The 25,365-nt window shown below is 62.3% G+C and carries 24 protein-coding genes and 1 riboswitch; of the genes, 11 read left to right on the top strand and 13 right to left on the bottom strand.

Features of this window, described 5'->3' with window-relative positions:
- Nucleotides 1-38: 38 nt before the first annotated feature.
- Entirely contained in the window at nucleotides 39-1,700 is a 1,662-nt protein-coding gene (locus HJC04_RS05345) for a GH32 C-terminal domain-containing protein (protein WP_221145139.1), read from the top strand.
- Between the two features lie 78 nt (nucleotides 1,701-1,778).
- Here HJC04_RS05345 and HJC04_RS05340 read toward each other — a convergent pair whose 3' ends face one another.
- A complete protein-coding gene (locus tag HJC04_RS05340) occupies nucleotides 1,779-2,186 on the bottom strand; it encodes a carboxymuconolactone decarboxylase family protein (protein ID WP_210632374.1) in 408 nt (135 codons plus the stop codon).
- Here HJC04_RS05340 and HJC04_RS05335 point away from each other — a divergent pair.
- Entirely contained in the window at nucleotides 2,180-2,428 is a 249-nt protein-coding gene (locus HJC04_RS05335) for a hypothetical protein (RefSeq protein ID WP_221145137.1), read from the top strand. The two genes, HJC04_RS05340 and HJC04_RS05335, sit on opposite strands and share 7 nt — an antisense overlap.
- Before the next feature lie 57 nt (nucleotides 2,429-2,485).
- Nucleotides 2,486-3,415, top strand: coding sequence for a TauD/TfdA family dioxygenase (locus HJC04_RS05330; protein ID WP_221145135.1), 930 nt, complete (start codon nucleotides 2,486-2,488; stop codon nucleotides 3,413-3,415).
- 125 nt (nucleotides 3,416-3,540) lie between these two features.
- Here HJC04_RS05330 and aspA read toward each other — a convergent pair whose 3' ends face one another.
- The 12 genes from aspA to HJC04_RS05270 form a co-directional block, all read right to left on the bottom strand.
- Complete coding sequence (gene aspA / locus HJC04_RS05325) at nucleotides 3,541-4,968, bottom strand: aspartate ammonia-lyase (protein WP_221145133.1); 1,428 nt, start codon at nucleotides 4,966-4,968, stop codon at nucleotides 3,541-3,543.
- 101 nt (nucleotides 4,969-5,069) lie between these two features.
- Nucleotides 5,070-6,164 carry an asparaginase gene (locus HJC04_RS05320; protein WP_221145130.1) on the bottom strand — a complete coding sequence of 365 codons (1,095 nt, stop codon included), beginning with the start codon at nucleotides 6,162-6,164 and terminating at the stop codon, nucleotides 5,070-5,072.
- 61 nt (nucleotides 6,165-6,225) lie between these two features.
- On the bottom strand, nucleotides 6,226-7,698 hold the full coding sequence (locus tag HJC04_RS05315) for an amino acid permease (RefSeq protein ID WP_210632369.1): 1,473 nt from the start codon (nucleotides 7,696-7,698) through the stop codon (nucleotides 6,226-6,228).
- 226 nt (nucleotides 7,699-7,924) lie between these two features.
- Nucleotides 7,925-8,632, bottom strand: a complete 708-nt coding sequence (locus tag HJC04_RS05310) for a FadR/GntR family transcriptional regulator (RefSeq protein ID WP_210632368.1) — start codon at nucleotides 8,630-8,632, stop codon at nucleotides 7,925-7,927.
- Between the two features lie 48 nt (nucleotides 8,633-8,680).
- A complete protein-coding gene (locus tag HJC04_RS05305; protein WP_210632367.1) occupies nucleotides 8,681-9,400 on the bottom strand; it encodes a FadR/GntR family transcriptional regulator in 720 nt (239 codons plus the stop codon).
- 93 nt (nucleotides 9,401-9,493) lie between these two features.
- Nucleotides 9,494-10,315 carry a bifunctional allantoicase/(S)-ureidoglycine aminohydrolase gene (locus HJC04_RS05300; RefSeq protein ID WP_221145128.1) on the bottom strand — a complete coding sequence of 274 codons (822 nt, stop codon included), beginning with the start codon at nucleotides 10,313-10,315 and terminating at the stop codon, nucleotides 9,494-9,496.
- 64 nt (nucleotides 10,316-10,379) lie between these two features.
- Entirely contained in the window at nucleotides 10,380-12,227 is a 1,848-nt protein-coding gene (locus tag HJC04_RS05295; RefSeq protein WP_210632365.1) for an ABC transporter ATP-binding protein, read from the bottom strand.
- A gap of 34 nt (nucleotides 12,228-12,261) precedes the next feature.
- Nucleotides 12,262-13,458 (bottom strand): aminotransferase class V-fold PLP-dependent enzyme, encoded by a 1,197-nt coding sequence (locus HJC04_RS05290; protein WP_221145126.1) that lies wholly within the window; start codon nucleotides 13,456-13,458, stop codon nucleotides 12,262-12,264.
- 137 nt (nucleotides 13,459-13,595) lie between these two features.
- The gene (locus HJC04_RS05285; protein ID WP_210632363.1) at nucleotides 13,596-14,108 is read right to left on the bottom strand and encodes a RidA family protein; all 513 of its coding nucleotides are present in this window, start codon (nucleotides 14,106-14,108) and stop codon (nucleotides 13,596-13,598) included.
- Nucleotides 14,109-14,156: 48 nt separating this feature from the next.
- Complete coding sequence (locus HJC04_RS05280) at nucleotides 14,157-15,026, bottom strand: ABC transporter permease (protein ID WP_221145124.1); 870 nt, start codon at nucleotides 15,024-15,026, stop codon at nucleotides 14,157-14,159.
- Nucleotides 15,026-15,967, bottom strand: a complete 942-nt coding sequence (locus HJC04_RS05275; protein WP_210632361.1) for an ABC transporter permease — start codon at nucleotides 15,965-15,967, stop codon at nucleotides 15,026-15,028. Before HJC04_RS05275 ends, HJC04_RS05280 begins: the two co-directional genes overlap by 1 nt.
- Before the next feature lie 83 nt (nucleotides 15,968-16,050).
- Nucleotides 16,051-17,577 carry an ABC transporter substrate-binding protein gene (locus HJC04_RS05270; protein ID WP_221145122.1) on the bottom strand — a complete coding sequence of 509 codons (1,527 nt, stop codon included), beginning with the start codon at nucleotides 17,575-17,577 and terminating at the stop codon, nucleotides 16,051-16,053.
- 228 nt (nucleotides 17,578-17,805) lie between these two features.
- Here HJC04_RS05270 and HJC04_RS05265 point away from each other — a divergent pair, with 228 nt between their 5' ends.
- The 8 genes from HJC04_RS05265 (at nucleotide 17,806) to HJC04_RS05230 (ending at nucleotide 25,364) form a co-directional block, all read left to right on the top strand.
- A complete protein-coding gene (locus tag HJC04_RS05265; protein ID WP_221145112.1) occupies nucleotides 17,806-18,390 on the top strand; it encodes a DUF1349 domain-containing protein in 585 nt (194 codons plus the stop codon).
- A gap of 128 nt (nucleotides 18,391-18,518) precedes the next feature.
- Nucleotides 18,519-18,615, top strand: a riboswitch (TPP riboswitch).
- Nucleotides 18,616-18,665: 50 nt separating this feature from the next.
- Nucleotides 18,666-19,469, top strand: coding sequence for a hydroxyethylthiazole kinase (gene thiM, locus HJC04_RS05260; RefSeq protein ID WP_210632358.1), 804 nt, complete (start codon nucleotides 18,666-18,668; stop codon nucleotides 19,467-19,469).
- A complete protein-coding gene (gene thiE / locus HJC04_RS05255; protein ID WP_221145109.1) occupies nucleotides 19,466-20,101 on the top strand; it encodes a thiamine phosphate synthase in 636 nt (211 codons plus the stop codon). Before thiM ends, thiE begins: the two co-directional genes overlap by 4 nt.
- The gene (gene thiD, locus HJC04_RS05250; RefSeq protein ID WP_221145099.1) at nucleotides 20,098-20,907 is read left to right on the top strand and encodes a bifunctional hydroxymethylpyrimidine kinase/phosphomethylpyrimidine kinase; all 810 of its coding nucleotides are present in this window, start codon (nucleotides 20,098-20,100) and stop codon (nucleotides 20,905-20,907) included. The genes thiE and thiD overlap by 4 nt, the downstream gene beginning before the upstream one ends.
- A gap of 207 nt (nucleotides 20,908-21,114) precedes the next feature.
- The gene (locus HJC04_RS05245) at nucleotides 21,115-21,594 is read left to right on the top strand and encodes a GNAT family N-acetyltransferase (RefSeq protein ID WP_221145097.1); all 480 of its coding nucleotides are present in this window, start codon (nucleotides 21,115-21,117) and stop codon (nucleotides 21,592-21,594) included.
- A gap of 24 nt (nucleotides 21,595-21,618) precedes the next feature.
- The gene (locus HJC04_RS05240) at nucleotides 21,619-22,641 is read left to right on the top strand and encodes a glycoside hydrolase family 3 N-terminal domain-containing protein (RefSeq protein ID WP_221145095.1); all 1,023 of its coding nucleotides are present in this window, start codon (nucleotides 21,619-21,621) and stop codon (nucleotides 22,639-22,641) included.
- A 43-nt stretch (nucleotides 22,642-22,684) separates the two neighbouring features.
- Nucleotides 22,685-24,331, top strand: a complete 1,647-nt coding sequence (locus HJC04_RS05235) for an ABC transporter substrate-binding protein (protein WP_210632353.1) — start codon at nucleotides 22,685-22,687, stop codon at nucleotides 24,329-24,331.
- 55 nt (nucleotides 24,332-24,386) lie between these two features.
- Nucleotides 24,387-25,364 carry an ABC transporter permease gene (locus tag HJC04_RS05230; protein ID WP_210632352.1) on the top strand — a complete coding sequence of 326 codons (978 nt, stop codon included), beginning with the start codon at nucleotides 24,387-24,389 and terminating at the stop codon, nucleotides 25,362-25,364.
- Nucleotide 25,365: the final 1 nt, after the last annotated feature.

Genomic DNA, 25,365 nt, shown 5'->3' with positions numbered 1-25,365 from the left:
TTCGGACCGGCCGTTCTTCACTCAGATTGCGTCTCCAAATGGCTAAAGCGACTGTCTCTTTTGCTTCGGGCGAGCGTTTGGAATTCTGGGCAGTTGGTCCCGGGGCCGTCACCATTTCACAATATGGTGAGACCCTCTGGAGTGTGCCCGCTTTCGAAGCTCATCCATCATACTATTCCTATCACCACCGCGAGGCCGGCAGCGTTGTCGTTGAATGGGATCGGCCGGAAGCATTCCTTTGGGCCTACTCCTACGATCCGGCAACCGTTGCGGAGGCCGGCATAAAGCTATGGGAATTCAGCACGGATGAGATTCTAATTCGCGCAGGAAAGGAAATTGGCACATGGCTGCGAAGCGATCCTCAGCGGCCTCGAATTCATTTTTCTCCTTGTCGCAACTGGATGAACGATCCCGTGGGTCTCTGCAGGATGGGCGACTGCTGGCACCTGTTTTATCAATTTCATCCATGCGGCGGCGACTGGGGGCCAATGCACTGGGGACATGCTACCAGCCCTGACCTGTTCAACTGGACACACATGCCGGTTTTCCTCCATCCGGAGCAGAACCTCTGGCGTCTCGGTGCAACCGGAGGCGCATTCTCCGGCAATGCATTTGAGGATAGGGATGGCAGGCTGATGTTCTTCTATACGGAGCGCCTGCCCGCCTATGACCTTTTCAAAGGTTATCGAGAAATACAGAAGATCGCCCGGCCGGACCGGCGGATGATCAAGGCGGCGAGCATCTCGACCGTGCTCGAGCAGCGCCCCGAAGGAGTCGAGCACGACTTCCGCGATCCAAAGGTGTGGTGGGATGAAGCCGCCGGCGCTTATCGCATGGTGCTCGGCGCTTCTATTCATGGCGACCCGGCAGTCTTGCTTTACGGTTCGGAGGATCTGCGTGAGTGGAAATACCTGGGACCGCTGTTCCGTGCACCGCCCTTCTTCCGTGAGCAGGGCGCCAGAGCAGTTGAATGCCCCGACTTTTTCCCCATCGACGGCAAATGGGTGCTGATCATGGGACTTGTCGGACACTGTGATCCAGGCAGCGGCCGACACAACCTGCTTTATGGGCTCGTCGGAGATTTCGTCGATGACCGCTTCATTCCGGACTCCGATGCGCTGCAACTCCTCGACTTCGGTAGCGACTATTATGCGATGCAGAGCTTCGCGACGGATGGCAGGCAGATTGCCTTTGCGTGGTTGTTCAATTGGGAGTTCCGCAAGCCTGCCGGGTCGCCGTATTCCGGCGAGTTGTCCTTACCTCGCCAGCTGTCGCTGGATGCGCGCAACAGGATATGCATGAGACCCGCTGACGAAGTGGAGGAGGCCCTCACTCATGCGCCTCTGTCTTCCGCAGAGCCCGGCAGATACGTTCTGGACGACGCGTCTATCGATATCCGATTGAACGGGACGCTCGACGGAACAAGGATCACCGCAACCGAAGCCGGACAATTGTCATTTTCCATCGTCGTGGAAGATCAAAGTATCTCCGTGCAGCTGCCACAAGACGACGGATCGATCCGTTACGCCGCGGCGATTGCCGGTGCGACGGATCTGAGAGTCATCCACGACAAGGGCATCGTAGAGATTTTTGCTGACGGAGGAGCCGTCTGCGGCACGCGGCGCAACTATCTCAACGTCAGACCGGACGATCTTGTTATCCTGTCAAAGGCACATGTGAGCGTTTTCAGCGGGGGGTAATCGCATCGTGCTGAAGGCGCTCCAAGCGGCCGATTCTGTACGTCGATGCCGCAGCCGCGAAGTTATTCGGGTCGTTTCCTACCGCACCTCGAATTCCGGATCTGTGGGAACCTGCATGGCGAGAGCGAGATGATTTGTCTGCGCGGCAAGCCCGATGATCGTCAGGAGTTCGCCATGTTGGGCATCGGTCATGCCGCGCGCCCGGGCGGCCGCGGTGTGGGATTGAATGCAGTATTGGCAGGCATTGGCCGTCGACACGGCGATATAGATCATCTCCCGCGTCAACGGATCGATCGCGCCTTCGACCGTCATGACCGACTTAAGCGTCTCCCACACCCGGTTGAGATTTGCGGGATCATTTGCGAGAGCACGCCAGAAATTGTTGATGAAATCGGTCTTGCGTGTCGCCCTGATGTCATCGAACACGGCTTGCACGGTCGGAATGGCTGCGGCCTCTTCATCCGACAGGAGTTTGACTGTTGCCATCGCAAGTTCCTTTCCGGGCGCGGATCCAGGGCCTCAAGCATGATTTGCTCGGCGATCCCACGCTGACCGGCGGAACATACGAAGAAATGGCAACGGCCGCCAGCCTCCCCGCCGGTGAGGAAATCGAACATCGCATTTCAGGAAAACAGGCAAAATTAGAAATTATTGTCTATATATTTTATAGATTATGCCGTTCCATAGCCCTGTCGACATCCAGCGATGAGATTTCGAACGCCCGATGAATCCTTCATCGGGCGCAGTGACCTGCCGACTTCTTCCAATTTCAACAGGAGATTTCCATGAGCAATCCGGTTCTCGTCAATCAGATCATCCCCGAGTCCGATGTCGTCCCGCTGACCGGCCGCGTCGGTGCCGAAATCGAGGGTATCCGCCTCGGCGGTGATCTTTCGGATGCAAAGGTGGCGGCCATCAACCAGCTTCTCTTGAAACACAAGGTCATCTTCTTCCGCGATCAAGGACATCTTGACGATTCCGAACAGGAAGCCTTCGCACGCCGCCTCGGCGACCTTGTGCCGCATCCAACCCAGGGACCGGTCGCCGGCACGGCTTCCATCCTCAATCTCGATTCCAGCCGCGGCGGCGGCAGGGCGGACCAGTGGCACACCGACGTCACCTTCGTCGATGCCTATCCCAAATTCTCCGTTCTTCGCGGCGTAGTCATTCCGGCGGCCGGCGGCGACACGATCTGGGCCAATACCCATGCCGCATATGAAAGCCTGCCGGCGCCGCTCAAATTGCTGGCGGATCACCTGTGGGCCATTCACAGCAATGCCTATGACTATGCTGCCGTTCGCCCTCGCGCCACCGCTGAAGAGAAGAAGCATTTCGAGGAGGTCTTCACCTCGACCATCTATGAGACCGAGCATCCGGTCGTGCGTGTCCATCCGGAAACCGGCGAAAGATCGCTACTGCTCGGCAACTTCGTTCAGCGCCTTGTCGGGCTGTCGAAGAGCGACTCCGTAAAACTCTACGAGGTGTTCCAGTCCTACGTCACCGCCCCGGAAAATACCGTGCGCTGGCGCTGGAGAGCGGGGGATGTGGCGATCTGGGACAATCGCGCCACCCAGCACTATGCCGTCAACGATTATGGCGACCAGCACCGCGTCGTGCGCCGCGCCACGGTTGACGGCGATATTCCCGTCGGCATCGACGGCCGCCGCAGCATAACCCATGTCAAGGCCGCCAAGCCGCAAGCAAAGGCGGCGTGATCACGCACAGATGAGTGTTGCCGGGCACATGAAGCGACCAGAGCTTCATGTGCCGCTGACATCCTTTTGGAGAGATTGCGGAAGCGGCCGGGCGCCCTTCGCAACAGCAAAAAGAGCCACATGCCTTACGAGAAGGATAGCTTCTCGCTCGGCCGGGTCAGGGTTTCCGGGCGCAGCACCGCATCGAGATGCTCCTTCTGCATCAGGCCGCGTTCGAGAAGGATTTCGTAAACCCCCCGTCCCGAATGATGCGCTTCCAGCGCAACCTCCGTGGCGTTGCGATAGCCGATATAGGGGTTCAGCGCCGTCACGATGCCGATCGACTGCTCGACCGTCTGCCGCAGCCGGTCACGATTGGCGGTAATGCCTCGAATGCAGTTCGCTTCGAGCGTCAGGCAGGCATTGGTCAAGTGGCTCAGGCTGCGGTAGAGGCTGTAGAAGATCACCGGCTCGAAAGCATTCAACTGAAGCTGGCCCGCCTCGGCGGCCATGGTGATCGTCACGTCATTGCCGATCACTTCGAAAGCGACCTGGTTGACGACCTCGGGGATGACCGGGTTGACCTTGCCCGGCATGATCGAGGAGCCGGCCTGCCGCGCCGGCAGGTTGATCTCGTTCAGTCCCGCTCGCGGTCCCGAGGACAGCAGTCGCAAGTCGTTGCAGGTTTTGGACAGCTTGACCGCCACGCGCTTGAGGACGCCCGAAAGCTGCACGAAGGATCCGCAATCCTGCGTCGCCTCGACCAGATCCGGCGACGTCACCAGATCGACGCCGACGATCTCGCACAGGCGCTCGCGCACCAGCGCTGCATAGTGGGGATGGGCGGTGATGCCGGTACCGATGGCGGTGGCGCCGAGATTGATCTCGCGGATCAGCGAGACGGCTTCGGCAAGGCGCGCCTCATCCTCCGCGAGCATCAGTGCATAGGTTCCGAATTCCTGTCCCAGCGTCATCGGGACGGCGTCCTGCAACTGGGTGCGACCCATCTTGAGGACGTCGGCAAATTCGACCGCCTTGGCCTCGAACGACCGGCGCAGGATTGCCATGGCGTCGACGAGACGGTGAACGCCGATCCAGGCGGCGAGCTTCAGCGCCGTCGGATAGACATCGTTGGTGGATTGCGAGAGATTGACGTGCTCGTTCGGATGCAGGTGCTGGTACTCGCCCCGCGAATATCCCATGATTTCAAGCGCCCGGTTCGCAATCACCTCATTGGCATTCATGTTGGTCGAGGTGCCGGCGCCGCCCTGAATGAGATCGACGACGAAGTGGTCGTGCAGCGCGCCGTCGCGGATCTCGACACAGGCTGCGATGATGGCGTCGGCGCGCGCCCGATCGAGAAGGCCGAGGCTTGCATTGGCCTGAGCCGCCGCCTGCTTGATCGCGGCGAGCGAGGCAATCAGATCCGCCGATTCACGCAGGGTCTGACCGGTGATCGGAAAATTCTCGACCGCGCGCAGCGTATGCACGCCGTAATAGGCCGAGGCCGGAACGTCGCGGTCGCCGATCAGGTCATGCTCGACGCGGATTTTCGCAATATCGGAGATAGTCATGGCTGAACTTTCGAGAGGCGGCGCTGCGGCTGCGGCGGCAGGCCGGAAGAATGATGAATGGGGACGCGGCAGAAATTGCCGGATCCGGAAGTGTCATCCGGTCAAGCCGCGGGACGGGAATTCTCTCCGTCCGGCTTGGATCCGCGCAGCTTGAATGGAAAGGACACGCCGCCGGTCGTGATACCCATCGTGTTCACGCGCCTGGGGCGATGAAACTCCGCAAGCTGCCTGCGACGTTCCGACGAGCCGACGCCAAGCTGCTCGAGGATTTCCGTCACGACGGCGTAGAGGATTTCGATGTTGCCGTCCTCGATCTTGACCGAGATGCCGAGCGCCCCATCCGCTCCCAGTCGCCTGGTATCGTCCGAGGCGCGAACACCGATTGCATAGCTGGCATCGGCGCCGAGCTTGCCGATCATTGCGCCGTCGAATGCGCGCATCAAAACCGTGCAGTAACGCCCGTCGCCCGCGACCAGTTCAGGGTAGCACGCCATCGCCCGGAAAATGCGAGCCAGCGCTGCGTCTCGCGTCGACGAGCCCTCCCGCCCCTCGCCCCGGTCCGCGGCCGAAGCAAGCTTGGCATAGAGGCGCGCCAGGCGATCCAGGGGAAAAGCGGGCGTCGGCAGATTGCATCCGTCGATCCCCCATTCGACGTCCTGCGGGTCCAGGTCGCAGAGTTCGGCGACCGTCCGCTTCACGACCAGCTGCATCGGATGATCCGGCAGGTGATAGTCGTCGGCGCCCGCTCCGATGGCCCGGGCGCCGGCAATCATTCCGACGTGTTTTCCCGAACAATTGCTGCAGACAGCCGTCGGTGTATAGTCCTGCTTGATCCAGGCCCGGTTCACGTTTTCGGACAAGGAAGGATGGCCGCCGCAGCGAAGATCCGCCTCCTCGGCCTGGATCTTTGATAGCATGGTCCGCGTCCGCACGATATGGCGCTCTTCGCTGCTGTGGGAAGCGCAAATCAGCGCGAGATCGGCATCATCGAAGCCGTAGCGCTCGAACCCATCCGTCTCGAGGATGGCAAGCGCCTGAGCCGGCTTGGCGGCAGACCGGGCAAGCGTCAGGCGCGTCGGGTTTCCCAGCGCGTAAAGCAGCCTCCCCGTTGCATCGACGACCGCCGCATGGACGCGGTGACGGTTCTCGACGATGCCGCCACGATCGGTGACGACGAAATCCTCACTCGGGATCATTTCTCTCTCCATTGATGCGGTGCCCGACGGCCTTCGGCGCGCCGGGGATAGCTATCGCGGGTCAGGCCAGATCGAAACCGCCGCGATCGTCGCCGTGTTCGGCTGCAATCAGGTGGATGCGCTCCCGCATCAGAAGCCAGCCGACCACCAGCGCCGGAATGATCAGCAGCAGAGACGCGACCGTGTAGGTGCCGACTGGATAATCGAGGGCCATCAGGATCACGACGATCGCCAGGAAGCCCAGCGTCAGCACGCCGGTGTAAGGCGCGCCGAACATCCGGAATTCCGGCCGCGCCAGCTTGCCCTGACGTGACAGGTACCACAGCTTGAGCTGGCAGAGGACGATGACGCCCCAGGCCGCGATGATGCCGAGGGCCGCGACATTCAAGCCGATCTCGAAAGCTGCTGCCGGAACGACGGCGTTCAGCACGACGCCGAAGGCGGTCACGACTGCGGTCACCGCAATCCCGCCATAGGGTACGCCGGATCTGTTCATTTTCGCCAGGGCGGCCGGCGCCGAGCCTGAGATCGCCATGGAATGCAAGATGCGGCCGGTCGAATAGAGGCCTGCATTGAGGGACGACAGGACCGCGGTCAGCACGACGAGGTTCATGACGACGTCGGCGCCCTGGACGCCGATCTTGCCGAAGAAGGTGACAAAGGGGCTCTCGCCGCCCTTATAGGCGGTATAGGGCAGCAGCAGCGACAGCAGCAGAACCGAGCCGACATAGAAGACCACCAGGCGCAGCACGACCGTCCGGATCGCCCGGGGCATGACCTTGCGCGCATTTTCGGTTTCGCCTGCGGCGGTGCCGATCAGCTCGATCGAGGCATAGGCAAAAACCACCCCCTGTATCACGACCAGCGCCGGCAGGATCCCGCTCGGAAACATGCCGCCGAAATCGGTGATCGTATTCAGCCCCGGAACGTGGCCGTCGATCGGCGTGCCGGAGATGACGAAGTAAACCCCGACGATCAGGAAGACAACCAGAGCGAGAACCTTGACGAGGCTAAACCAGAATTCCAGTTCGCCGAAGACCTTCACCGACAGAAGGTTCATGGCGAGAACAAGGACCAGTGCCGTCAGCGCAAATACCCACTGATCGATCATGGCGATCCATGGGACATAGGCCTTGAAGAAATTCATGTAGAGCGCCACCGCGGTGACATCGGCGACCGCCGTCATCGCCCAGGTCAGCCAGTACAGCCAACCGACCGCGAAGGCGAGCTTTTCGCCGTAAAATTCACGGGCATAGGAGACGAACGAGCCCGAGGTCGGGCGATGGACGATCAGTTCGCCGAGAGCCCTGAGAACGAGGAATGCGAAAAAGCCGCACAAGGCATAGACGAGTACGAGCGCCGGACCGGCAGCGGCAAGCCGCCCGCCCGCGCCGAGAAACAGGCCGGTGCCGATGGCGCCGCCGATGGCGATCATCTGGATCTGACGCGGCTTCAGCGCCTTTTTGTAACCGAGATCCTCCTCGGCGAAGATCTGGCCATCGGCCTCGGTTCTGGTGGATTCCATGACTGTCATTACTCCTCCCTATCCTGGATTCGGCAGCCTCCCCGGCCGCCCTTCCGCGCAGTCGCCCCATAGATGTTAATCTGCTATGCGGTCTGACAGGTTTGTGGAATAGCTGAGGATCCGCGCCACGGTCAAGGTCTTTCGTTCGAGAGGGTGCATATATGAACGCCGGTTCGCCCATCTGGCAGCTGCCGATGCCCGAGCGCACGGTGTTGGAGGAAGCGTTCGCGGCTGCTTAACGCAGTGCGGCGCCGAGGATGCGATTGACCGCCGTCTCGACCTTTTGGAGATGAACCTCCATCGCGGCCCGGGCTTCGATCTCCGAGCCTGCACGGATCGCGTCGACAATCGCGCGATGCTCGTCGTTCGACTCCTGGCGCCGCGGCCCTAAGACCGTCAGCAGCCCGGATTGCTGCGCCATCGCCTCCCGGACCTCGTCGACGATGTCGCGGAAGACGGCGTTCTTCGATGCAGCCGCGATCAGCCCATGAAATTCCGAATCCAACCGCACCCAGGCCTCGGTATTTTTCTCTTGCTCCATCTCGTCGCAAAGTCCGAGCAAGCGGGACAGCTCGTCATCGCTCCGACGCAGCGCCGCCCAGCCGGCGGCCGATACTTCGACGTGAGGCCGCGCCTCCATCAGATCACGCGCCGAATAATCGCCGTAACTGATATTTCCGTCGCCGGCAGCCGCGAGTACATAGGTGCCGCTGCCCGTTCGCGTCTCCGTCAGCCCCAAAATCTGCAGCGAGCGCAGCGCTTCCCGGACGATCGGGCGGCTGACGCCGTATTTTCCCGCCAGCTTAGCTTCCGACGGCAGCTTCGAACCGGCAGCAAAACGGCCGGAAAGGATGAGGCTGCGCAATTCATCGAACACAAGTTCCGAGGCGCTTTTGCGACTGAGGGTCGCGGGATCGGACAGCCAGTTTTCTAGATCGTTCATCGCTTGCATTCGATTGGCCGGGCGGAATGTCCGGGCGCAAAATTGAAATCAGGCCTTCCAGGCAGTTCGTCTGTTATCGGCAATCCCGATGATGGACCGCTCGACCTCCAGCAGGTGCTCCGCCATTGCCGCGCGCGCATCCTGCTCGCTGCCCGCGGCAACTGCCTCCAGAATTCGGCGATGTTCGGCGTTGGACGCTTTGCGCCGGCCGCGAACATGCTCGACGAGTTCGGATTGCGTCGAAAGCGCGCCGCGAACATCGGCGACGACTTTCCGGAAGATCGCATTGCCGGAAGCCTCCGCGATTTCTCCGTGAAAGACCGCATCCATCCGCACCCATTCCCGGACATCCTCTTCCTCGTCCATCCGGTCGCACAAGGATGCGAGCCGGGTCAGCTGCTCGTCCGAGCGCCGCAATGCCGCCCAACCGGCAGCCGGAATCTCGATGCAGGGGCGCGCCTCCATCAGATCCCGGGCGGAATAGGCGCCGCCGCCGAGTTGGCGCGCGGGGCTTTCCGAAACGACGAAGGTGCCCCGGCCGGTCCTGGTCTGCGTGAACCCCAGTGTCTGCAGCGAACGCAGCGCTTCACGCACGATCGCCCGGCTGATGCCGTAACGTTCGGCAAGTTGCACCTCCGAGGGCAGACGGATCCCGAGCGCCAGTTTCCGATCGACAATGGCCGTGCGGATATCTTCGAAGACCGCCTCGGCAGCGTTTCTTCGGCCTATTTCTTTCTTCTCCGAGAGCCATGAATCCATATTCCGCATCGAAGAACGATGCGGGCAATCCACAGAGCTGTCAAGCAACCGAACAGGCTGATCGGGAGCGTGCGGGCGTGCGGCACGCGTCGCGGAAAGCGACTACCAGAGCTTCATATGGCGGTTGACGTCCTTGTAGAGCAGGTAGCGGAACCGGCCGGGGCCGCCGGCGTAGCAGGCCTGCGGGCAGAAGGCGCGCAGCCACATGAAATCGCCAGCCTCGACCTCGACCCAATCCTGGTTCAGGCGATAGACCGCCTTGCCCTCCAGCACATAGAGACCATGCTCCATGACATGCGTTTCCATGAACGGGATCACCGCACCCGGCTCCAGCGTCACGATGTTGACGTGCATGTCGTAGCGCACATCGGCCGGATCGATGAAGCGGGTCGTGCCCCAGCGCCCGTCGGTGTCGGGCATGGCCCGGATCGGATGGTCGTCCTCATGGGTGACGATCCCCGGCGGCGGTTCCAGCCCCTCGACCTCCTGAAAGGCCTTTCTGACCCAGTGGAAGATTGCTGCGGCTGAGCCGTCATTCTTCAGACGCCAGGCCGAATCCGCTGGAATGTAAACAAAGGAACCGGCGCGCAGCGCATGGCTGACGCCCTCGAGCTCAACCGTCATGTCGCCTTCGACGACGAACAGCACCGCTTCAGCCCGCTTGTCGGGCTCCGGGCGGTCGCTACCGCCGCCCGGCTGAACTTCCATCACATATTGCGAGAAGGTCTCGGAGAAGCCCGACAGCGGCCGGGAGAGAACCCATGCGCGCGTGCCCGTCCAATGCGGGAGCAGGCTCGTGACAATATCGCTCATGACGCCGCGGGGGATGACCGCGTAAGCCGTGGTAAAAACGGCCCGGCCCGAGAGCAGCTGGCTCTGCGGCGGCAATCCGCCGAGCGTCGAAAAATAAACCGTCTTGTTCATCGGTGCGGCTTTCCAAGCATTTGTCTCTGCACCTGCTTTATGCGCCGCCGATCCGTTAGGCAACTCACAAGCCGGACGAGCGATCCGCCATCACCAGGTGGCCGGGCCCGACCTCGCGATAGAAAGCTTTCGGGGGGGCATAGTCGACCGGTCGCATCGGGCTTTTGATCTCGTCATTCGCCACCAGGCGCTTTTCGTGGCGACGGTCGGGATCGGGCACCGGCACGGCGGCGATAAGCTTCTTCGTATAGGGGTGCTGCGGATTTTCGAATATGGCGGCGCGCGGGCCGACCTCGACGATCTCGCCGAGATACATCACCGCCACGCGGTGGCTGACGCGCTCGACCACCGCCATATCATGCGATATGAACAGAAAGGCGAGGTTGAGGCTCTGCTGCAGGTCGAGCATCAGGTTGATGACCTGCGCCTTGATCGAGACGTCGAGCGCCGAAACGCTTTCGTCGGCAATGATGACCTTCGGCTGCAGGGCAAGCGCCCGGGCAATGCAGATGCGCTGGCGCTGTCCGCCGGAAAATTCATGCGGATAACGCCCGGCCATCTCCGCGGAAAGGCCGACCTTGACCAGCAGATCGGCAACGACGTCCTTGGACTGTTTCGCCGTGCCCATGCCGTGCTCGAGATAGGGCTCGGCGATCGCAGCACCCACCGTCATGCGCGGATTGAGGCTGGCGAAGGGATCCTGGAAGATCATCTGCACGGATTTGCGCATTTCGCGCAGTGCCCTCCTGTCGAGGCCGAGCACCTCCCTCCCCTCGACGAGCACCGAACCGGCCTGCGGCTCGATCAGGCGCATGATGGCCCGCCCTGTCGTCGATTTGCCGCAGCCGGATTCGCCGACGAGCGACAGCGTCTCGCCGGCATGGAGATCGAAAGAGACGTTTTCGACCGCGTGCACGCGGCTCGTCAGCCGGCCGAAGAGGCCGGAGTGGATATCGAAGCGCTTGGTGAGGTTCTTCACCTGCAGGACGGGCGTCACTGCCACCGTATCGGCTGCCTCGGCGGGAACGTCGGATTCGCCCGTTGCGGTATTGACCACGGGAAAACGCAGCGGCCTCTGCCGACCCTGCATCGAGCCGAGCACCGGCACGGCGGACAGCAGCGCCTTCGTATAAGGATGTCTGCCGCGGTGGAAGATATCGGCGGTGACGCCGCTTTCGACCTGCTCGCCGCGATACATCACCACCGTTCTGTCGGCGATCTCGGCGACAACGCCCATGTCATGCGTGATGAAGAGAACGGAGGTCCCCTCCTCCGCCTGCAGCATCTTGATGAGATCGAGGATCTGCCCCTGGATCGTCACGTCGAGCGCTGTCGTCGGCTCGTCGGCGATCAGCAGTTTCGGCCGGCTGGCGAGCGCCATGGCGATCATCACCCGCTGGCGCATGCCGCCGGAAAAACGGTGCGGATATTCGTCGAAGCGCGAGGCGGCCGAGGGGATGCGGACCTTCTCCAAGAGCCTGATCGTTTCGGCCCTGGCATCGGCCCGGCTCAAATCGGAATGGCAAAGCAGCGCTTCGGAGATCTGATCGCCGATGGTGAAAAGCGGATTGAGCGAGGTCATCGGCTCCTGGAAGATCATCGCCACCTCATTGCCGCGCACCTGCCGCATCGCGTGTTCCGGCAGCGCCAGCAGGTCGCGGCCGCCGAGCACGACGCAGCCTTCGGTGCGGCTCGTTTCCGGCTGCAACAGCCGCATGATCGACAGCGACGTCACGCTCTTGCCCGAGCCGGATTCGCCGACGATCGCCACGGTTTCACCGGGCGCGACGGTGAAGGAGACATCGCGCACGACCGGTTTCCAGGCGCCGTCCACGAGGAAGGAGGTGGTCAGCCTGTCGACGGAAAGAACGGGGCTCAATGTCTCGATCGGCTGGGCTTGGGCGTTGGCCATTTCGGCTCCTCTTGCGGCGGATGAGAACGGCGGGTCAATCCGGCCAGCGCAGCAATCCGTCGAAGCGGTGCCGGCTGCGGTTTTCGATCGGGGTTGCGATGATCTCGTTGGAGGCGCGCGCCTTGTCGAGCTCCTCAGCAAGACGGTTTGCGACGATCACCTCCTGGCCCGGATGCAGGTTGCAGGGGTCGAGATAGAAATAGCGGTGCTCCACCTCGTGGTCGCGCACGATGATCGGCGGGTTGCCTCTCGCCAGCGCATCGGCCAGATCCCAGGCGGTGATATGGGCCTGTTCGGGATCGACGATGAGACGCAGACGGTCGAGCGGATTGTTGGTGGGGTCGGGCTCGATCAGCGCGGTGACGCCGGGACGACCCTGGAGGGTCTTCTTCCAGAGATTGAGATAGCCGGTCTCGCGTTCGCGGATGCCGGCATGGTCGCGCCTTTCCCAGGCTTCCAGCGCCGCCATGACGCCGAAAATGCTCTCCTTGCCTACCTTCATGCCGCGGCCGATGCCCATATTCTGCAGGAAGGCATGGCGCACCAAATCCTTCCTGCCGGCAACGATGCCGGAGGTCGGGCCGCCGAGAAACTTGTGGCCGGAATAAAGCGCGATATCAGCCCCCTGCTCCAGGAAAATCTTGAGGTCATATTCCGATGCCGCATCGACGATAACGGGCACCCCCTTGGCATGGGCGATCTCGACGAATTCCTTGAGGTTCAAGAGGCCGTAATCGACGACGTGGTGGGAAACGACATAGACGGCGGCTGCGGTTTTGTCGGTGATGGCGTTTTCCATATGGAAGCGATGGGTCGAAGTCGCCTGTCCCACAAGCACGACCTTGCCGCCGGCAAGCCGGATTGCCTGGTCGACGGGCGCACCGTAGCTGACCACATGGCCCATCTGCACCAGCACTTCGTTCTTCTCAGACACGGCATCCGGCAGCCTCTCGATAGCCAGCAGATTGTTGCCGGTGATCGCACCGGCGACGGTAAGCGAAATACCGGCCGAGCAGGAGGCGGTGACGAAGCCCGCCTCGCCGCCGGTCAGCCGGGCGATGACGCCGCTTGCCTTGCGCTGCAGGTCGTTGATCTCGGCGAAGTGCGGCAGGATGGACGCCATCGCCGCGATCGCCTCGGGAACGACGATCGAAGCGCCAAGGCTGGTCATCGTGCCGGACACATTGATGACGGGACGAAGGCCGAGCGAAGGTCTGATATCATCGGGCATGAAGATCTCCGGAAGTCTGGGGCGAAGGGCGAAACATGGGGCGGTCGTCCGGCAGTGTCGAACAGCCGGAGAACGGACGCGGGTTAAGATAGGAAAAGGTCATCCGAAGACCACTCCAAACATGAAAACACACCTCGTCATCCATGCAAAGCGACGATCGCCTCGATCTCGACGGTGATATTGCCGGGCAGCGAGCCGAAGCCGACGGCCGAGCGGGCATGTTCGCCTGCCGCTCCGAAGACCGCGATCAACAGGTCGGAACAGCCGTTGATGACGCTCGGATGGTCCTCGAACTCGGGTACGGCGTTGACCATGCCGAGCAGCTTGACCACCCGCCTGACGCGCGAGAGATCGCCGAGCGCCTCATGCATGACGGCAAGCAGGTTGATGCCGGTCAGCCGCGCATGCCGGTACGCCTCGTCGACACCGACGCCGCCGCCGACCTTGCCGGCATGCAGGAAGCCATCGGCTTCGCGCGGCCCCTGGCCGGATAGATAGAGCATGCTGCCTTCCACCACATGCGTCACGAAATTGGCAATCGGCGGTGGCGGCGGCGGCAGCGTTATGCCAAGAGCGGCTAACCGTTGGTAAGGCGAATTCTCGACCTTGCCGGCTGCGGCGGGGAACTGATTCACGCGAACTCCTGTCATGCGAATTTCGATTGGCGAATTTGGATTGGCCGACCGCTGGTCGACGGATCAAAGGTCCTTGCGAAGTCTCGGGTCGAGCATGTCCCTCAGGCCGTCGCCGACCATCTGCAGCGACAGCACCGAGAGAACGATCGCGACGCCGGGGAAAAGCGTCATCCAGTCGGCCTGGCCGATATATTGCCGGCCGGCGGCGATCATCGTTCCCCAGGTTGGGATCTCGGGGCTGACGCCGAGGCCGAGAAAGGACAGGCCGGCCTCGGCAAGCATGGCGCTGGCGAAGAGGAATGTGCCCTGCACCAGGATCGGCGACAGCAGATTGCGCAGCACATGCCGCGTCATGATGTGGAAGGTCGAAATCCCGAGCGCCCTCGCCGCCTCGACATAGGGCAGCTCGCGAATAACGAGCGTCGAGGCTCGCACGATGCGGGCAAGGCGCGGCGCATAGACGATCGACAACGCGATGATGACGGTCGTCAATGACGGGCCGAGGGCGGCGACCAGCGCGATCGCCAGCAGAATATCGGGGAAAGCCATCATCGCGTCGATCAGCCGGGCTATCGGCGTATCGAGCTTCTGGAAGAAGCCGGCGAGCAGGCCGAGCGTGACGCCAATTGCGGCCGAAAGCGCGACGACCGCAGCCCCGACGAACAGCGACAGGCGGCCCGCGAAGATCGTGCGCGAGAAGACGTCGCGACCGAACTCGTCAGTGCCGAAGAAGAAGGTGCCGCTCGGCGGCTTCAGTCGGTTGACGATGGAAAGCTTCGACGGCGAATAGGGCGCGACTACAGGCGCGAAGGCCGCCAGCAGCACGAAGATCGCCAGGATCAGCAGGCCGAAGGCCACCGTCCTGCGCTTCATCAGGCGGCGGACGAATTTGCCGCCTTCGCTTTCGGCTGGTTTGATTGCGATATCGGCCATCAGTAGCGCACCCTCGGATCGACCAGCAGGTAGAGCATGTCGATCGCAAAATTGATCAGCACATAGAGCGCGGCGATGACGAGCAGCGCCCCTTGGATGACGGGATAATCGCGGCGCAACACCGCCGAAACGACGAGATTGCCGACACCCGGCAGGCCGAAGACTGTTTCGGTGACAACAGCGCCCGAAATCAGCACCGCCGCCGTCAGGCCGAGCACCGTCAGGATTGGGATCAGCGCATTCCTCAACGCGTGCTTGAGGATGACCTTGCGCTCGATCAAGCCCTTGGCGCGGGCCGTGCGGATATAATCGTCGCCGAGCACATCGAGCATCGAGGCGCGGGTGAAGCGCAGGATCAACGCCGAGGAGACGATGCCAAGCGCAAAGGCCGGCAGGGTCAGGTGATACATCCGGTCGATGAAGGTCGAGCCCGGGCCGCCATATCCCGAGACCGGGAAGAGATTGAACCGCACGGCGAAGAACTGCATGAGAATGAGCCCGAGCCAGAAGCTCGGAATGCTGGCGGCGAACATGGCGAGCGTCGTTGCCGCCTGGTCAATGAAGGAACCGCGCCGATAGGCGGCATAGATGCCGATCGGCAGGGCGATGGCGCTGGCAATGGCAAGCGAAAACAGCGTCAGGAAGAAGGTCGGCTCGGCCCGGTCGATGAGGGCCGATGTGACGGGCATGTTCAGGAAGATCGACTGGCCGAGATCACCCTTCAGCAACTGGCCGATATAATAGACATATTGCAACCCGAGCGATTGATCGAGGCCGAGCCGGGTTCGGAGATCGGCAATATCCTGCGGCGTCGCATCCGGCCCGAGCATAACGGCGGCCGGATCTCCCGGCGTCACACGCACGATGACGAAGACGATCGTGACGACGAGAAACATCACGACGATCATGCCGAACAGGCGCTGGAGGATGTAGCGGATCATGAATGCCGGCCTTCAAGCCCTTGCAGATGCGGCAGAAAAGATGACCGGTACCGGTCCCGAAGGACCGGTGCCGGCGGTGATGCTCACTTCTTGATCGAAGCGTTCCAGAAATACGGCCAGGGAGCCGGATCGACTCCTTCGAGCTTGACCGACTTCGCCGAGACGGCGTTGAAATCGCCGATCTTCATGAAGGGCGCGTCGGTATAAACCGCCTTCTGAACATCGGCCCAGAGCGCCACGCGCTTCTTCGGGTCGACCTCGGAGGTGAAGGCATCGACGGCGGCCTTGCGGGCTGGCGTGTCCCACCAGCCCGGCGAACTGGTCGAGAGCGAGCCGATGAGGGCCGGCTCCGGCAGGAAGGGGCTGTGGGTGATATAGATATCCCAGAGCTTCGGATCGGTGCGGCGCTGCGTCAGCGTCGCCCAGTCCACCACCTGCATATCGACGGTGAAGCCGGCAAGCTTCAGATATTCGGCGGCGACCTGCGCCATCTTGTAATGGAACTCGTATTGACGGCTGGTCAGGATGCGGATCGGCTCGCCGTTGTAACCCGCTTTCTTGGCGGCAGCCGCCGCCCCTTCCGGATCGGCGACATTATAGGCGCCCTCGACGCCGGCATCCGTCGACCAGGCAAAGGTCTTGGGGTAGATGGCGCCGTCGAGCGCATAAAAATCCTTGCTGCCGAAGGCTGCCGCCAGCATGTCTTCCATGCTGAGCGCTTGGCGGATCGCCTTGCGGACCTCGACATTGGCAGCCACACCTTCCTTCGTATTGAAGACGAAGACCGGATAACCGAAGGGCTTCAGCATGACCGGCTGCGAGGCAGTCGACGCCTTCAGCTTGTCGTAGGATTCGACCGCGATCGAGTCGACATAATCATATTGGCCCGAAATGGCGGCCTCGACGCGGGTGTTCGGATCCGGCACCGGCACGAAGCGGATTTCATCGAGATATTGATGGCGGGCGCCGCCGTAACCATTGCCGTCGCCCTCGCGTGACTTATAGCCGTCGAAGCGGACGAGCTGGATATATTGGTCGGCCTTGCGCTCCTTCAGCATATAGGGGCCGGTGCCAATGAATTCCTTCATCGGTTCGTCCTGCTTTTCGGAAGGGATGATGATCGCCGCCGAATTGTTGAAGGCGAGCAACGAGGTCAGCGGCGCATAGGGCTGCTTCAGGGTGATGGTGACGGTCGAAGGATCGGTCGCGGCGATCTTGCCGATGAAGCCCGCCACCTGCTTGCCGCGCGAGGCGATCTTCGTCCAGCGGCCAAGCGAGGCGACAACATCCTCGGACGTCATGTCTGTATTGTCGTGGAACTTGATGCCGGTCCTCAGCTTGATCGTATAGGTTTTGCCGTCGGCGCTGATCTCCGGCAGGCTTTCGGCCAGCAGCGGCGTGACGTTCCAACTCTTGTCGAAGGTGTAGAGCGTTTCGAAAATATGCTGGGTGACGATGCCGACAAGATCAGCCGTCGACGACATCGGATCGAGCGTCGGCGGCTCGCCGATCGTCGCGACATTGATGACGCCGCCCTTTTCCTGGGCAAGCAGGGCGGACGGCAGGGCGACGAGCGCGGTACCGAGCAGGAATGCGACCAGTGTTTTCATGTGATGGCTCCCGTTTAGTTCCATTATTATGCAATTCATCTTTTTGTAACAGAATAAGAACTGGATCGATCCTGTCAAGCGCGGGCGACGGATTATGCAGCCGCGGATAGCGCGACGCCGAAAAAGCACCATCTTCATCTGCGGCTGTCTGCGCTGCATGAAAGCGGCATGATATGCCAAAGTCAGGTGGTCGCCTGCGGTCAGGCTTCAACAGAACGGGAGAACGGGATGAGCATCGATTTCAACAAAGGAAAGTGGCTGAACGAGCCGGCCAGCTGGCGCGCAGACGAAACCAGCCTCACCCTGACGACCGACGAGAAAACCGATTTTTGGTGCGAAACCTATTACGGCTTCACCCGCGACAACGGCCATTTCCTCGCTTTTCCCACCGGTGACAGCTTCACCGCCGAGATCCGCATCCAGGGCGAATTCCGCACCCTCTACGATCAGGCCGGCCTGATGGTGCGCCTCGACGAAACACGCTGGGTGAAGTCAGGCGTCGAATTCACCGACGGCGAAGCCTTCCTCAGCGCCGTCGTCACCGACGGCAGATCCGACTGGTCGGTGTCCCAGCCCTTCGAGGAACTCGAAGATTTCCACATCCGCGTCACCGTCGCAGGCGGCGCCATGCGCATCCAGGCCTCCCGCGACGGCAGCCGCTGGCCGCTGCTGCGGCTAGCGCCCTTCCCGGCTGCCGACCGCTATGAAGTCGGGCCGGCGGCCTGCACGCCGGAGCGCAGCGGGTTGAGGGTGCGGTTTTCGGAGTTTTCGATCGGGCCGGCGATTACGACGGATCTTCACGATTTGAGTTAGCCGGATAGGATGCGATCGGGATTGCATTCCTGAGCAGCAACGTTCACGCCTAAAGCGCAGCCGCAAGGAGAGTACCGAACCCTCATTTTCGAGATGACATCCGCCCCGTTCTCTGCGAAAAAGAGCGCGATGAGAGACAGGGGCGCCCGTCGACAGACGGGCTGAGAAGCACCCTTCGAACCTGAACCGGATAATGCCGGCGGAGGGAGTCGCTCGGGGTCGCGGTTTCGCCCGCACGAATTGCCCCGTGCCCGCCCCCGCCTGAAAGGGGCGCCATGCAAAACAAGATCACGTCGGGAGCCATGCTGAAGGCGATGCGCGAAAAGCCGCCGCTCGTCCAGTGCATCACCAATTATGTCGCCATGAACATCGCGGCCAATGTTCTGCTTGCGTCGGGCGCCTCGCCCGCCATGGTGCACGCCGCTGAAGAAGCCGGCGAATTCGCCGGCATCGCGAATGCATTGACCATCAACATCGGCACGCTTTCGACGCAATGGATCGAAGGCATGCAGACGGCGGCGAGGGCCGCCAACGCAGCCGGCAAACCATGGGTCCTCGATCCGGTCGCGCATTACGCGACGGCCTTCCGCCGCGGAGCGGTCGCCGATCTCCTGGCGCTGAAGCCGACGATCATCCGCGGCAATGCTTCCGAGATCATCGCCCTTGCCGGCGGAGAGAGCCGCGGCCAGGGCGTCGACAGCCGCGACCCGGTCGAGCAGGCGGAAGGCTCGGCGCGGCGGCTCGCCGAGCGGCAGCGGGCGGTGGTCGCCGTCACCGGTGCGGCCGATTTCGTCACCGATGGTGAAAGAGCCGTGCGCATCAAAGGCGGATCGGTCCTGATGCCGCAGGTCACCGCACTCGGCTGCTCGCTCACCTGCCTGATCGGCGCCTTTGCCGCGACCGCCCCTGAGGATACGTTCGGGGCGACAGTTGCGGCCCTTGCGACCTTCTCCGTCGCGGGCGAGGATGCCGCCCTCGGGGCGGCCGGCCCCGGCTCCTTCGCTTGGCGTTTCCTCGATGCGCTGTCAGCCCTGGACGCCGAAACGCTCGATGCCCGGGCAAGGATTTCGGCCGTATGAAGGTTTTCGACCTTTCGCTCTATCTCGTCCTCGACCCCGAACTCTGCGCCGGGATCGGCATGGTCGAGACCGCGCGCCTTGCCGTTGCCGGCGGCGCCACGATGGTGCAACTGCGCGACAAACATGCGGGCACGACCAGAATGATCGAGACCGGCCGAGCCTTGAAACAAGCGCTTGCGGGAACCGGCGCCCTGCTCATCGTCAACGACGATGTCGAGGCGGCGATCGCCATAAGTGCCGACGGCCTACATATCGGCCAGGAAGACATGGACGCGCGCACGGCACGGACGATGATCGGCCCCGGGATGATCCTCGGCCTCTCGGTCGAGACCGCGCCGCTTGCTAGCGCCGTCGATCCCGGTCTCGTCGATTATGCCGGCGTCGGACCGGTCTTTGCGACGCCGACCAAGGCCGACCACAAGCAGCCGATCGGCTTTGACGGTCTGGCAAGGCTGGTGAAGGCTTCGCCGGTGCCGTCAGTCGCCATCGGCGGCCTCAAGGCGAACCACGTGGCCGAGGTATTTGCCGCAGGCGCCAATGGGCTTGCCGTCGTCTCAGCCATCGCCGGCACGCCGGACCCCGAGGCGGCCACGCGCCGCATCGCCGCAGAAATCCGAAAGGTCCGCCCATGATCCGCAACGTTCTCTCCATCGCCGGCTCCGATCCCTCGGGCGGTGCCGGCATCCAGGCCGATCTCAAGGCCTTTTCCGCCCGCGGCGTCTACGGCATGGCGGTGCTGACCGCGCTGACGGCGCAGAACACGCAAGGGGTGAGCGGCGTGCATCTGGTGCCGCCGCAATTCGTCGCCGACCAGGTCGATGCCGTCTTTGCCGATGTGCGCGTCGACGCCGTCAAGATCGGCATGATCGCCAATGCCGGCATCGCCGAGGCTGTTGCCGCAGCCCTCGCGCACCGGCGTGGCATCCCCGTCGTTCTCGACCCGGTGATGATCGCCAAGGGGGGCGCCGCCCTGCTCGCACCTGAAGCGGTCGACGTGCTGACCAGGCGGCTGCTGCCACTTGCCACGCTTCTCACCCCGAACCTGCCGGAAGCCGCCGCACTTCTGCACCAGCCGGTCGCGACAAACCGGGCCGAGATGGCCGCCCAGGCCGAGCGGCTGCGCGCCCTTGGTCCGGCCGCCGTGCTGGTCAAGGGCGGACACCTCGACGGTGACGAAAGCCCCGACGTGCTTGCCACTGCCGACGGCCTGCACTGGTTCGAGGCGCGACGCGTGCCGACCAAGAATACCCACGGCACCGGCTGCACGCTGTCCAGCGCGCTGGCCGCCGAACTCGCCAAAGGCGACTCGACGCCAGGGGCTGTTGCCATTGCCAAGGACTATCTCGCCGGCGCGGTCGCAGCCGCCGGAAAGCTCAGCGTCGGCTCCGGCCACGGTCCGGTGCAGCATTTCCACGCGCTCTGGCAAGAGGGCGAATAGGCGCTGGCATCGGCAAACAGATGCAAATGTAAAACGGCCCGGCTTGTTCCGGGCCGTTTTGCATTGGACCCATACCGCACGTCTAGGCCGCAACGAGAACAGTCGCGTCCAAGAAAATCCCTGTTGACAAGCCTTCTGAGATGGCCAAGTCTATGACATTAAAAGGGGATATATTCCGCAATAACGGAACATCCAGAGGAGAGACGGGTGCCGGACCTGCTTGTGAGCTTATATTCCACCAGGCTCGCCGAACTGAAAGAGCGGGCTGACGTCGTCGGCGCCTCCATCCGTCCGGCTCTTCCTGCGGAACTGCACCTCGTGGTCAACTGGGTTCGCGAACAATTCAGCGAGAATTGGGCGAGCGAGGTTTCGGTCGCTTTTTCCCGCCAGCCCGTCGCCTGCCTGATATCAGTCGAAGGCGGCAAGTTGCTTGGCTTTGCCTGCTACGACACCACGGCGCGTGGCTTCTTCGGCCCGACCGGCGTCGATTCCGGAGCACGCGGCAGGGGCATCGGCCTCGCGCTGTTTTCCGCCTGCCTTGAGACAATGAAGACGCTCGGCCATGCCTACGCCTTCATCGGCGATGCCGGCCCCGTCGACTTCTACGCCAGGACCGCAGGCGCCATCGTTATCCCCGCCCCCGACAAGGGCATTTACGAAGGCATGCTCAGAAGCGCGCCGAAATGACCATCTGATACCGGAGTTCCAGAATTGTCCTCGACCCCTCTTGCCCTTTTCGTCGGGCTTCCGAATCCCATCATATCGGATTATGAATTCGCGCTCTTTCGCGACACCAACCCGCTCGGCCTTTTCGTCGGGCGGCGCAATCAGCGCGAGCCGGAGCAGACGAGGCGCCTGATCGAGCGCTTTCGCGAAGCCGTCGGCCGCGACGATGCGCCTGTCTTCACCGACCAGGAAGGCGGGCGCGTCCAACACCTCGACGCCGGTCCCTGGCCGCTCTTCCACAGCTTCGGCCAGTTCGCCGAACTGGCGCGGCGCGATCTCGATCTCGGCAAAAAGGCACTGCGCCTTTCCTCCCAGGCCATGGGCGCGATGATGACGGAACTCGGCCTTTCCAGCGGCTGCTCGCCCGTTCTCGACCTCGTCTTCGAGACGACGAGCGCGGTCATCGGCGCCCGCTCCTTCGGCCCCGATCCGGACTTCATCGCCGCCCTCGGCCGCGAGGTGGTCGACGGCCTGCTAGAGACCGGCAACATGCCCGTCATGAAGCATATTCCCGGCCATGGCCGCGCCACGCTCGACTCCCACAAGGAGCGTCCGGTGGTCGATGCCAGCCGCGAAACGCTCATCGCCACCGATTTCAAGCCGTTCGTCACGCTGAAGGATACGCCCTGGGCCATGGTCGCCCATGTCGTCTATTCGGCTTATGACGCGGAGCTGCCGGCTTCGATCTCGCCTGTTATGCACGACCTGATCCGCAAGGAGATGGGCTATGAGGGCGTGCTGATATCCGACTGCATCTTCATGCAGTCGCTCTCCGGCACCCTGCCGGAACGCGTCGCCCAAGTGCTCGACGCGGGCTTCGATATCGCCCTCCACAGCCACGGTGACGTCAGGGAAAGCGAAGCCGCAGCCAAGGCCGCCCGCCCGCTGACCGACGCCGCTCTCAAGCGCATCGCCGCCGGCAAGGCCCGCCTCGGCAATCTCAAGATCGATTATCGCGCCGCTCACCGGCAAGTCGAAGACATGTTTGCCAGCGTGCCGGCCGCCTGACCGGCACATCATTTTTCACGTATAAGAAGAAGGGGAATGGAACATGAAAAAATATCTTCTTGGGGCCGCAGCACTCACGCTGATTTCGGGATCCGCCATGGCGCAGACGATCCTGACGGCGAATATCGAACCGGCAACCACCTGGGTTCGCAACTTCAACCCGTTCAACCAGACTTCGTCGCGCCAGTCGACGCTCGACTTCATCTACGAGCCGCTGGTGATTTTCAATCGCTTCGACAGCAACAAGCCAGTCTATCGCCTGGCCGAAAGCTTCAAGCTCTCCGACGATCTGAAGAGCATCGAATTCAAGCTGCGCCGGAACCTGAAATGGTCTGATGGCAAGCCGCTGACCGCATCCGACGTCAAGTTCACCTATGACTATCTGAAGAAATTCCCGGCGCTCGATTTCGTCAGCATCTGGACGTTCGTCACCGACGTCCAAGCCGTCGACGGCCAGACGGTGCGCTTCACCCTCGCCAATCCGAGCTCGCTTGCCGCCGAGCAGATCTCGCAGCTGCCAATCGTTCCCGAACATGTCTGGAAGGACGTCGCCGATCCCGTCACCTTCGCCAACGAGACCCCGGTCGGCAGCGGCCCGCTGACGGAGGTGCCGCGCTTCACCGGCCAGACCTACGACCAGTGCCGCAACCCGAACTATTGGGACAACGCGCATCTGAAGATCGACTGCATGCGCTTTCCGCAGCTTGCCGACAACAATCAGATCCTGACGGCAACCGCCGACGGCACGCTCGACTGGGGCGTCTCCTTCATTCCCGACATCGACAATGTCTATGTCTCGAAGGACCCGGCGCATTTCCACTATTGGTATTCGCCGAGCAGCATGGTCGCCTTCCTGTTCAACTTGGAAACCGCAAACGAGAACAACAAGAAGGCCTTCAACGATGTGAAGTTCCGCCGCGCCGTCGGCATGGCGCTCGACCGCAAGACGATGATCGACGTCGCCGGCTACGGCTACCCGACGCTGAACGAAGACCCCGGCCTGATGGGTGAACTCTACAAGAGCTGGGCAGACCCTTCCATCAAGGCCGACTTCGGCAAATACGCGACCTATGACGCCGACGCGGCCAAGGCGCTGCTCGACGAGGCCGGCTACAAGGACAAGGATGGCGACGGCTTCCGCGACAATTCCGACGGCAGCAAGATCGCCTTCTCGATCATCGTCCCAAACTCCTGGACGGACTGGGTCGACACCGTCAACATCGCCGTCGAAGGCATGCAGGCGGTCGGCATCGATGCCAAGATCGAAACGCCTGAAGAAGCCGTATGGACCGGCAACCTCATCAACGGCACCTTCGATGCGGCGATCAACAGCCTGCCGGCTTCGGCTTCGCCCTACTATCCCTACAAGCGCGCCTTCAGCGCTTCGGACAAAGGCAAGACCCGCTTCACCGCGCAGCGCTGGTTCAACCCGGATGTGGAGAAGCTCGTCACCGAGTTCACCCAGACCGCCGACCTCGCCAAACAGAAGGAAGCGATGAACAAGGCGCAGCGCATCGTCGCCGAAAACATGCCTGTCATTCCGGTCTTCAACAATCCGAACTGGTACCAGTACAACACCAAGCGTTTCACCGGCTGGTCGACCAAGGAAAATCCCTTCGTCAATCCGTCGATCTCGCGCACCAATCCGGCGCGCCTCTTGAACCTGCTCGCCTTGGAGCCGGTCAAGTAAGGCATTGATCTCGGGAGCGGCGCGTCAACGCCGCTCCGCTCACGACGGAGTCCCCATGGCTTTCCTGCTTCGCCGCCTCGTCTTCTACATGGCAGCCTTCACCGCGGCAGCGACGATCAATTTCTTCCTGCCCCGTCTGATGCCGGGCGATCCCGTGCAGATCATGTTTTCGAGCGCCGGCGCCGAATTGCCGCCGGAAAGCCTGCAGGCGCTGAAGCTGACCTTCGGCTTCGTCGACGGTCCGCTCTGGCAGCAATATCTCACCTATCTCGGCAGCATCTTCACCGGCGATCTCGGCCGCTCGATCAAGTATTTCCCGTTGCCGGTCACCTCGGTTCTCGGCCATGCCCTCGTCTGGACCGTCGGCCTGATGGGAACGGCGACGATCGTCAGCTTCGCGCTCGGCACCTTCCTCGGCATCCTCGCCGCCTGGCGGCGCGGCAGCAGGTTCGACGTCATCGTCTCCGTCGGCGCGATCTTCGCGACCTCGGTACCGGCCGTCGTGACGTCGCTGATCGTGCTCTTCATCTTCGGCTTCACGCTCGGCTGGTTTCCGAACGGCTATGCCGCCGATCCGTCGCTCGATCCGGCCTTCAGCCTGCACTATATCGGCAGCGTCGCCTATCACGGCATCCTGCCGATGGTGACCCTCTGCACCGTGCTGATCGGCGGTTTCACCGTCACCATGCGCAACAACATGATCAACCTGCTCGGCGAGGACTATATCGTCATGGCCCGCGCCAAGGGCCTCTCCGACCGGCATGTGATGCTCTGGTATGCGGCGCGCAACGCCCTGCTGCCGACCGTCTCCAGCCTTGCCATCGCCATCGGCACCATCCTCGGCGGCTCGCTGGTGACCGAGGTCGTCTACAACTATCCCGGTCTCGGCAACATTCTCTACCAGGCAATCCTCGCCCGCGATTATCCCGTCATCCAGGGCCAGCTCCTGATCATGACAGCAACCATGCTGATCGCCAATTTCATCGTCGACGTCAGCTATATCTCGCTCGACCCGCGGCTGAAGGGAGCGTGAG

The sequence above is a fragment of the Rhizobium sp. NLR8a genome (assembly GCF_019685235.1).
In the GTDB taxonomy this organism is placed as follows: domain Bacteria; phylum Pseudomonadota; class Alphaproteobacteria; order Rhizobiales; family Rhizobiaceae; genus Rhizobium.
Note: the sequence above shows the minus strand (reverse complement) of the source record. Positions and strands in the feature narration are given on the sequence as shown.

Coding starts and splice junctions, on each gene's coding strand:
- HJC04_RS05345 (WP_221145139.1), top strand. CDS start 39: ATGGCTAAAGCGACTGTCTCTTTTGCTTCGGGCGAGCGTTTGGAATTC.
- HJC04_RS05340 (WP_210632374.1), bottom strand. CDS start 2,186: ATGGCAACAGTCAAACTCCTGTCGGATGAAGAGGCCGCAGCCATTCCG.
- HJC04_RS05330 (WP_221145135.1), top strand. CDS start 2,486: ATGAGCAATCCGGTTCTCGTCAATCAGATCATCCCCGAGTCCGATGTC.
- aspA (WP_221145133.1), bottom strand. CDS start 4,968: ATGACTATCTCCGATATTGCGAAAATCCGCGTCGAGCATGACCTGATC.
- HJC04_RS05320 (WP_221145130.1), bottom strand. CDS start 6,164: ATGATCCCGAGTGAGGATTTCGTCGTCACCGATCGTGGCGGCATCGTC.
- HJC04_RS05315 (WP_210632369.1), bottom strand. CDS start 7,698: ATGACAGTCATGGAATCCACCAGAACCGAGGCCGATGGCCAGATCTTC.
- HJC04_RS05310 (WP_210632368.1), bottom strand. CDS start 8,632: ATGAACGATCTAGAAAACTGGCTGTCCGATCCCGCGACCCTCAGTCGC.
- HJC04_RS05305 (WP_210632367.1), bottom strand. CDS start 9,400: ATGCGGAATATGGATTCATGGCTCTCGGAGAAGAAAGAAATAGGCCGA.
- HJC04_RS05300 (WP_221145128.1), bottom strand. CDS start 10,315: ATGAACAAGACGGTTTATTTTTCGACGCTCGGCGGATTGCCGCCGCAG.
- HJC04_RS05295 (WP_210632365.1), bottom strand. CDS start 12,227: ATGGCCAACGCCCAAGCCCAGCCGATCGAGACATTGAGCCCCGTTCTT.
- HJC04_RS05290 (WP_221145126.1), bottom strand. CDS start 13,458: ATGCCCGATGATATCAGACCTTCGCTCGGCCTTCGTCCCGTCATCAAT.
- HJC04_RS05285 (WP_210632363.1), bottom strand. CDS start 14,108: ATGACAGGAGTTCGCGTGAATCAGTTCCCCGCCGCAGCCGGCAAGGTC.
- HJC04_RS05280 (WP_221145124.1), bottom strand. CDS start 15,026: ATGGCCGATATCGCAATCAAACCAGCCGAAAGCGAAGGCGGCAAATTC.
- HJC04_RS05275 (WP_210632361.1), bottom strand. CDS start 15,967: ATGATCCGCTACATCCTCCAGCGCCTGTTCGGCATGATCGTCGTGATG.
- HJC04_RS05270 (WP_221145122.1), bottom strand. CDS start 17,577: ATGAAAACACTGGTCGCATTCCTGCTCGGTACCGCGCTCGTCGCCCTG.
- HJC04_RS05265 (WP_221145112.1), top strand. CDS start 17,806: ATGAGCATCGATTTCAACAAAGGAAAGTGGCTGAACGAGCCGGCCAGC.
- thiM (WP_210632358.1), top strand. CDS start 18,666: ATGCAAAACAAGATCACGTCGGGAGCCATGCTGAAGGCGATGCGCGAA.
- thiE (WP_221145109.1), top strand. CDS start 19,466: ATGAAGGTTTTCGACCTTTCGCTCTATCTCGTCCTCGACCCCGAACTC.
- thiD (WP_221145099.1), top strand. CDS start 20,098: ATGATCCGCAACGTTCTCTCCATCGCCGGCTCCGATCCCTCGGGCGGT.
- HJC04_RS05235 (WP_210632353.1), top strand. CDS start 22,685: ATGAAAAAATATCTTCTTGGGGCCGCAGCACTCACGCTGATTTCGGGA.
- HJC04_RS05230 (WP_210632352.1), top strand. CDS start 24,387: ATGGCTTTCCTGCTTCGCCGCCTCGTCTTCTACATGGCAGCCTTCACC.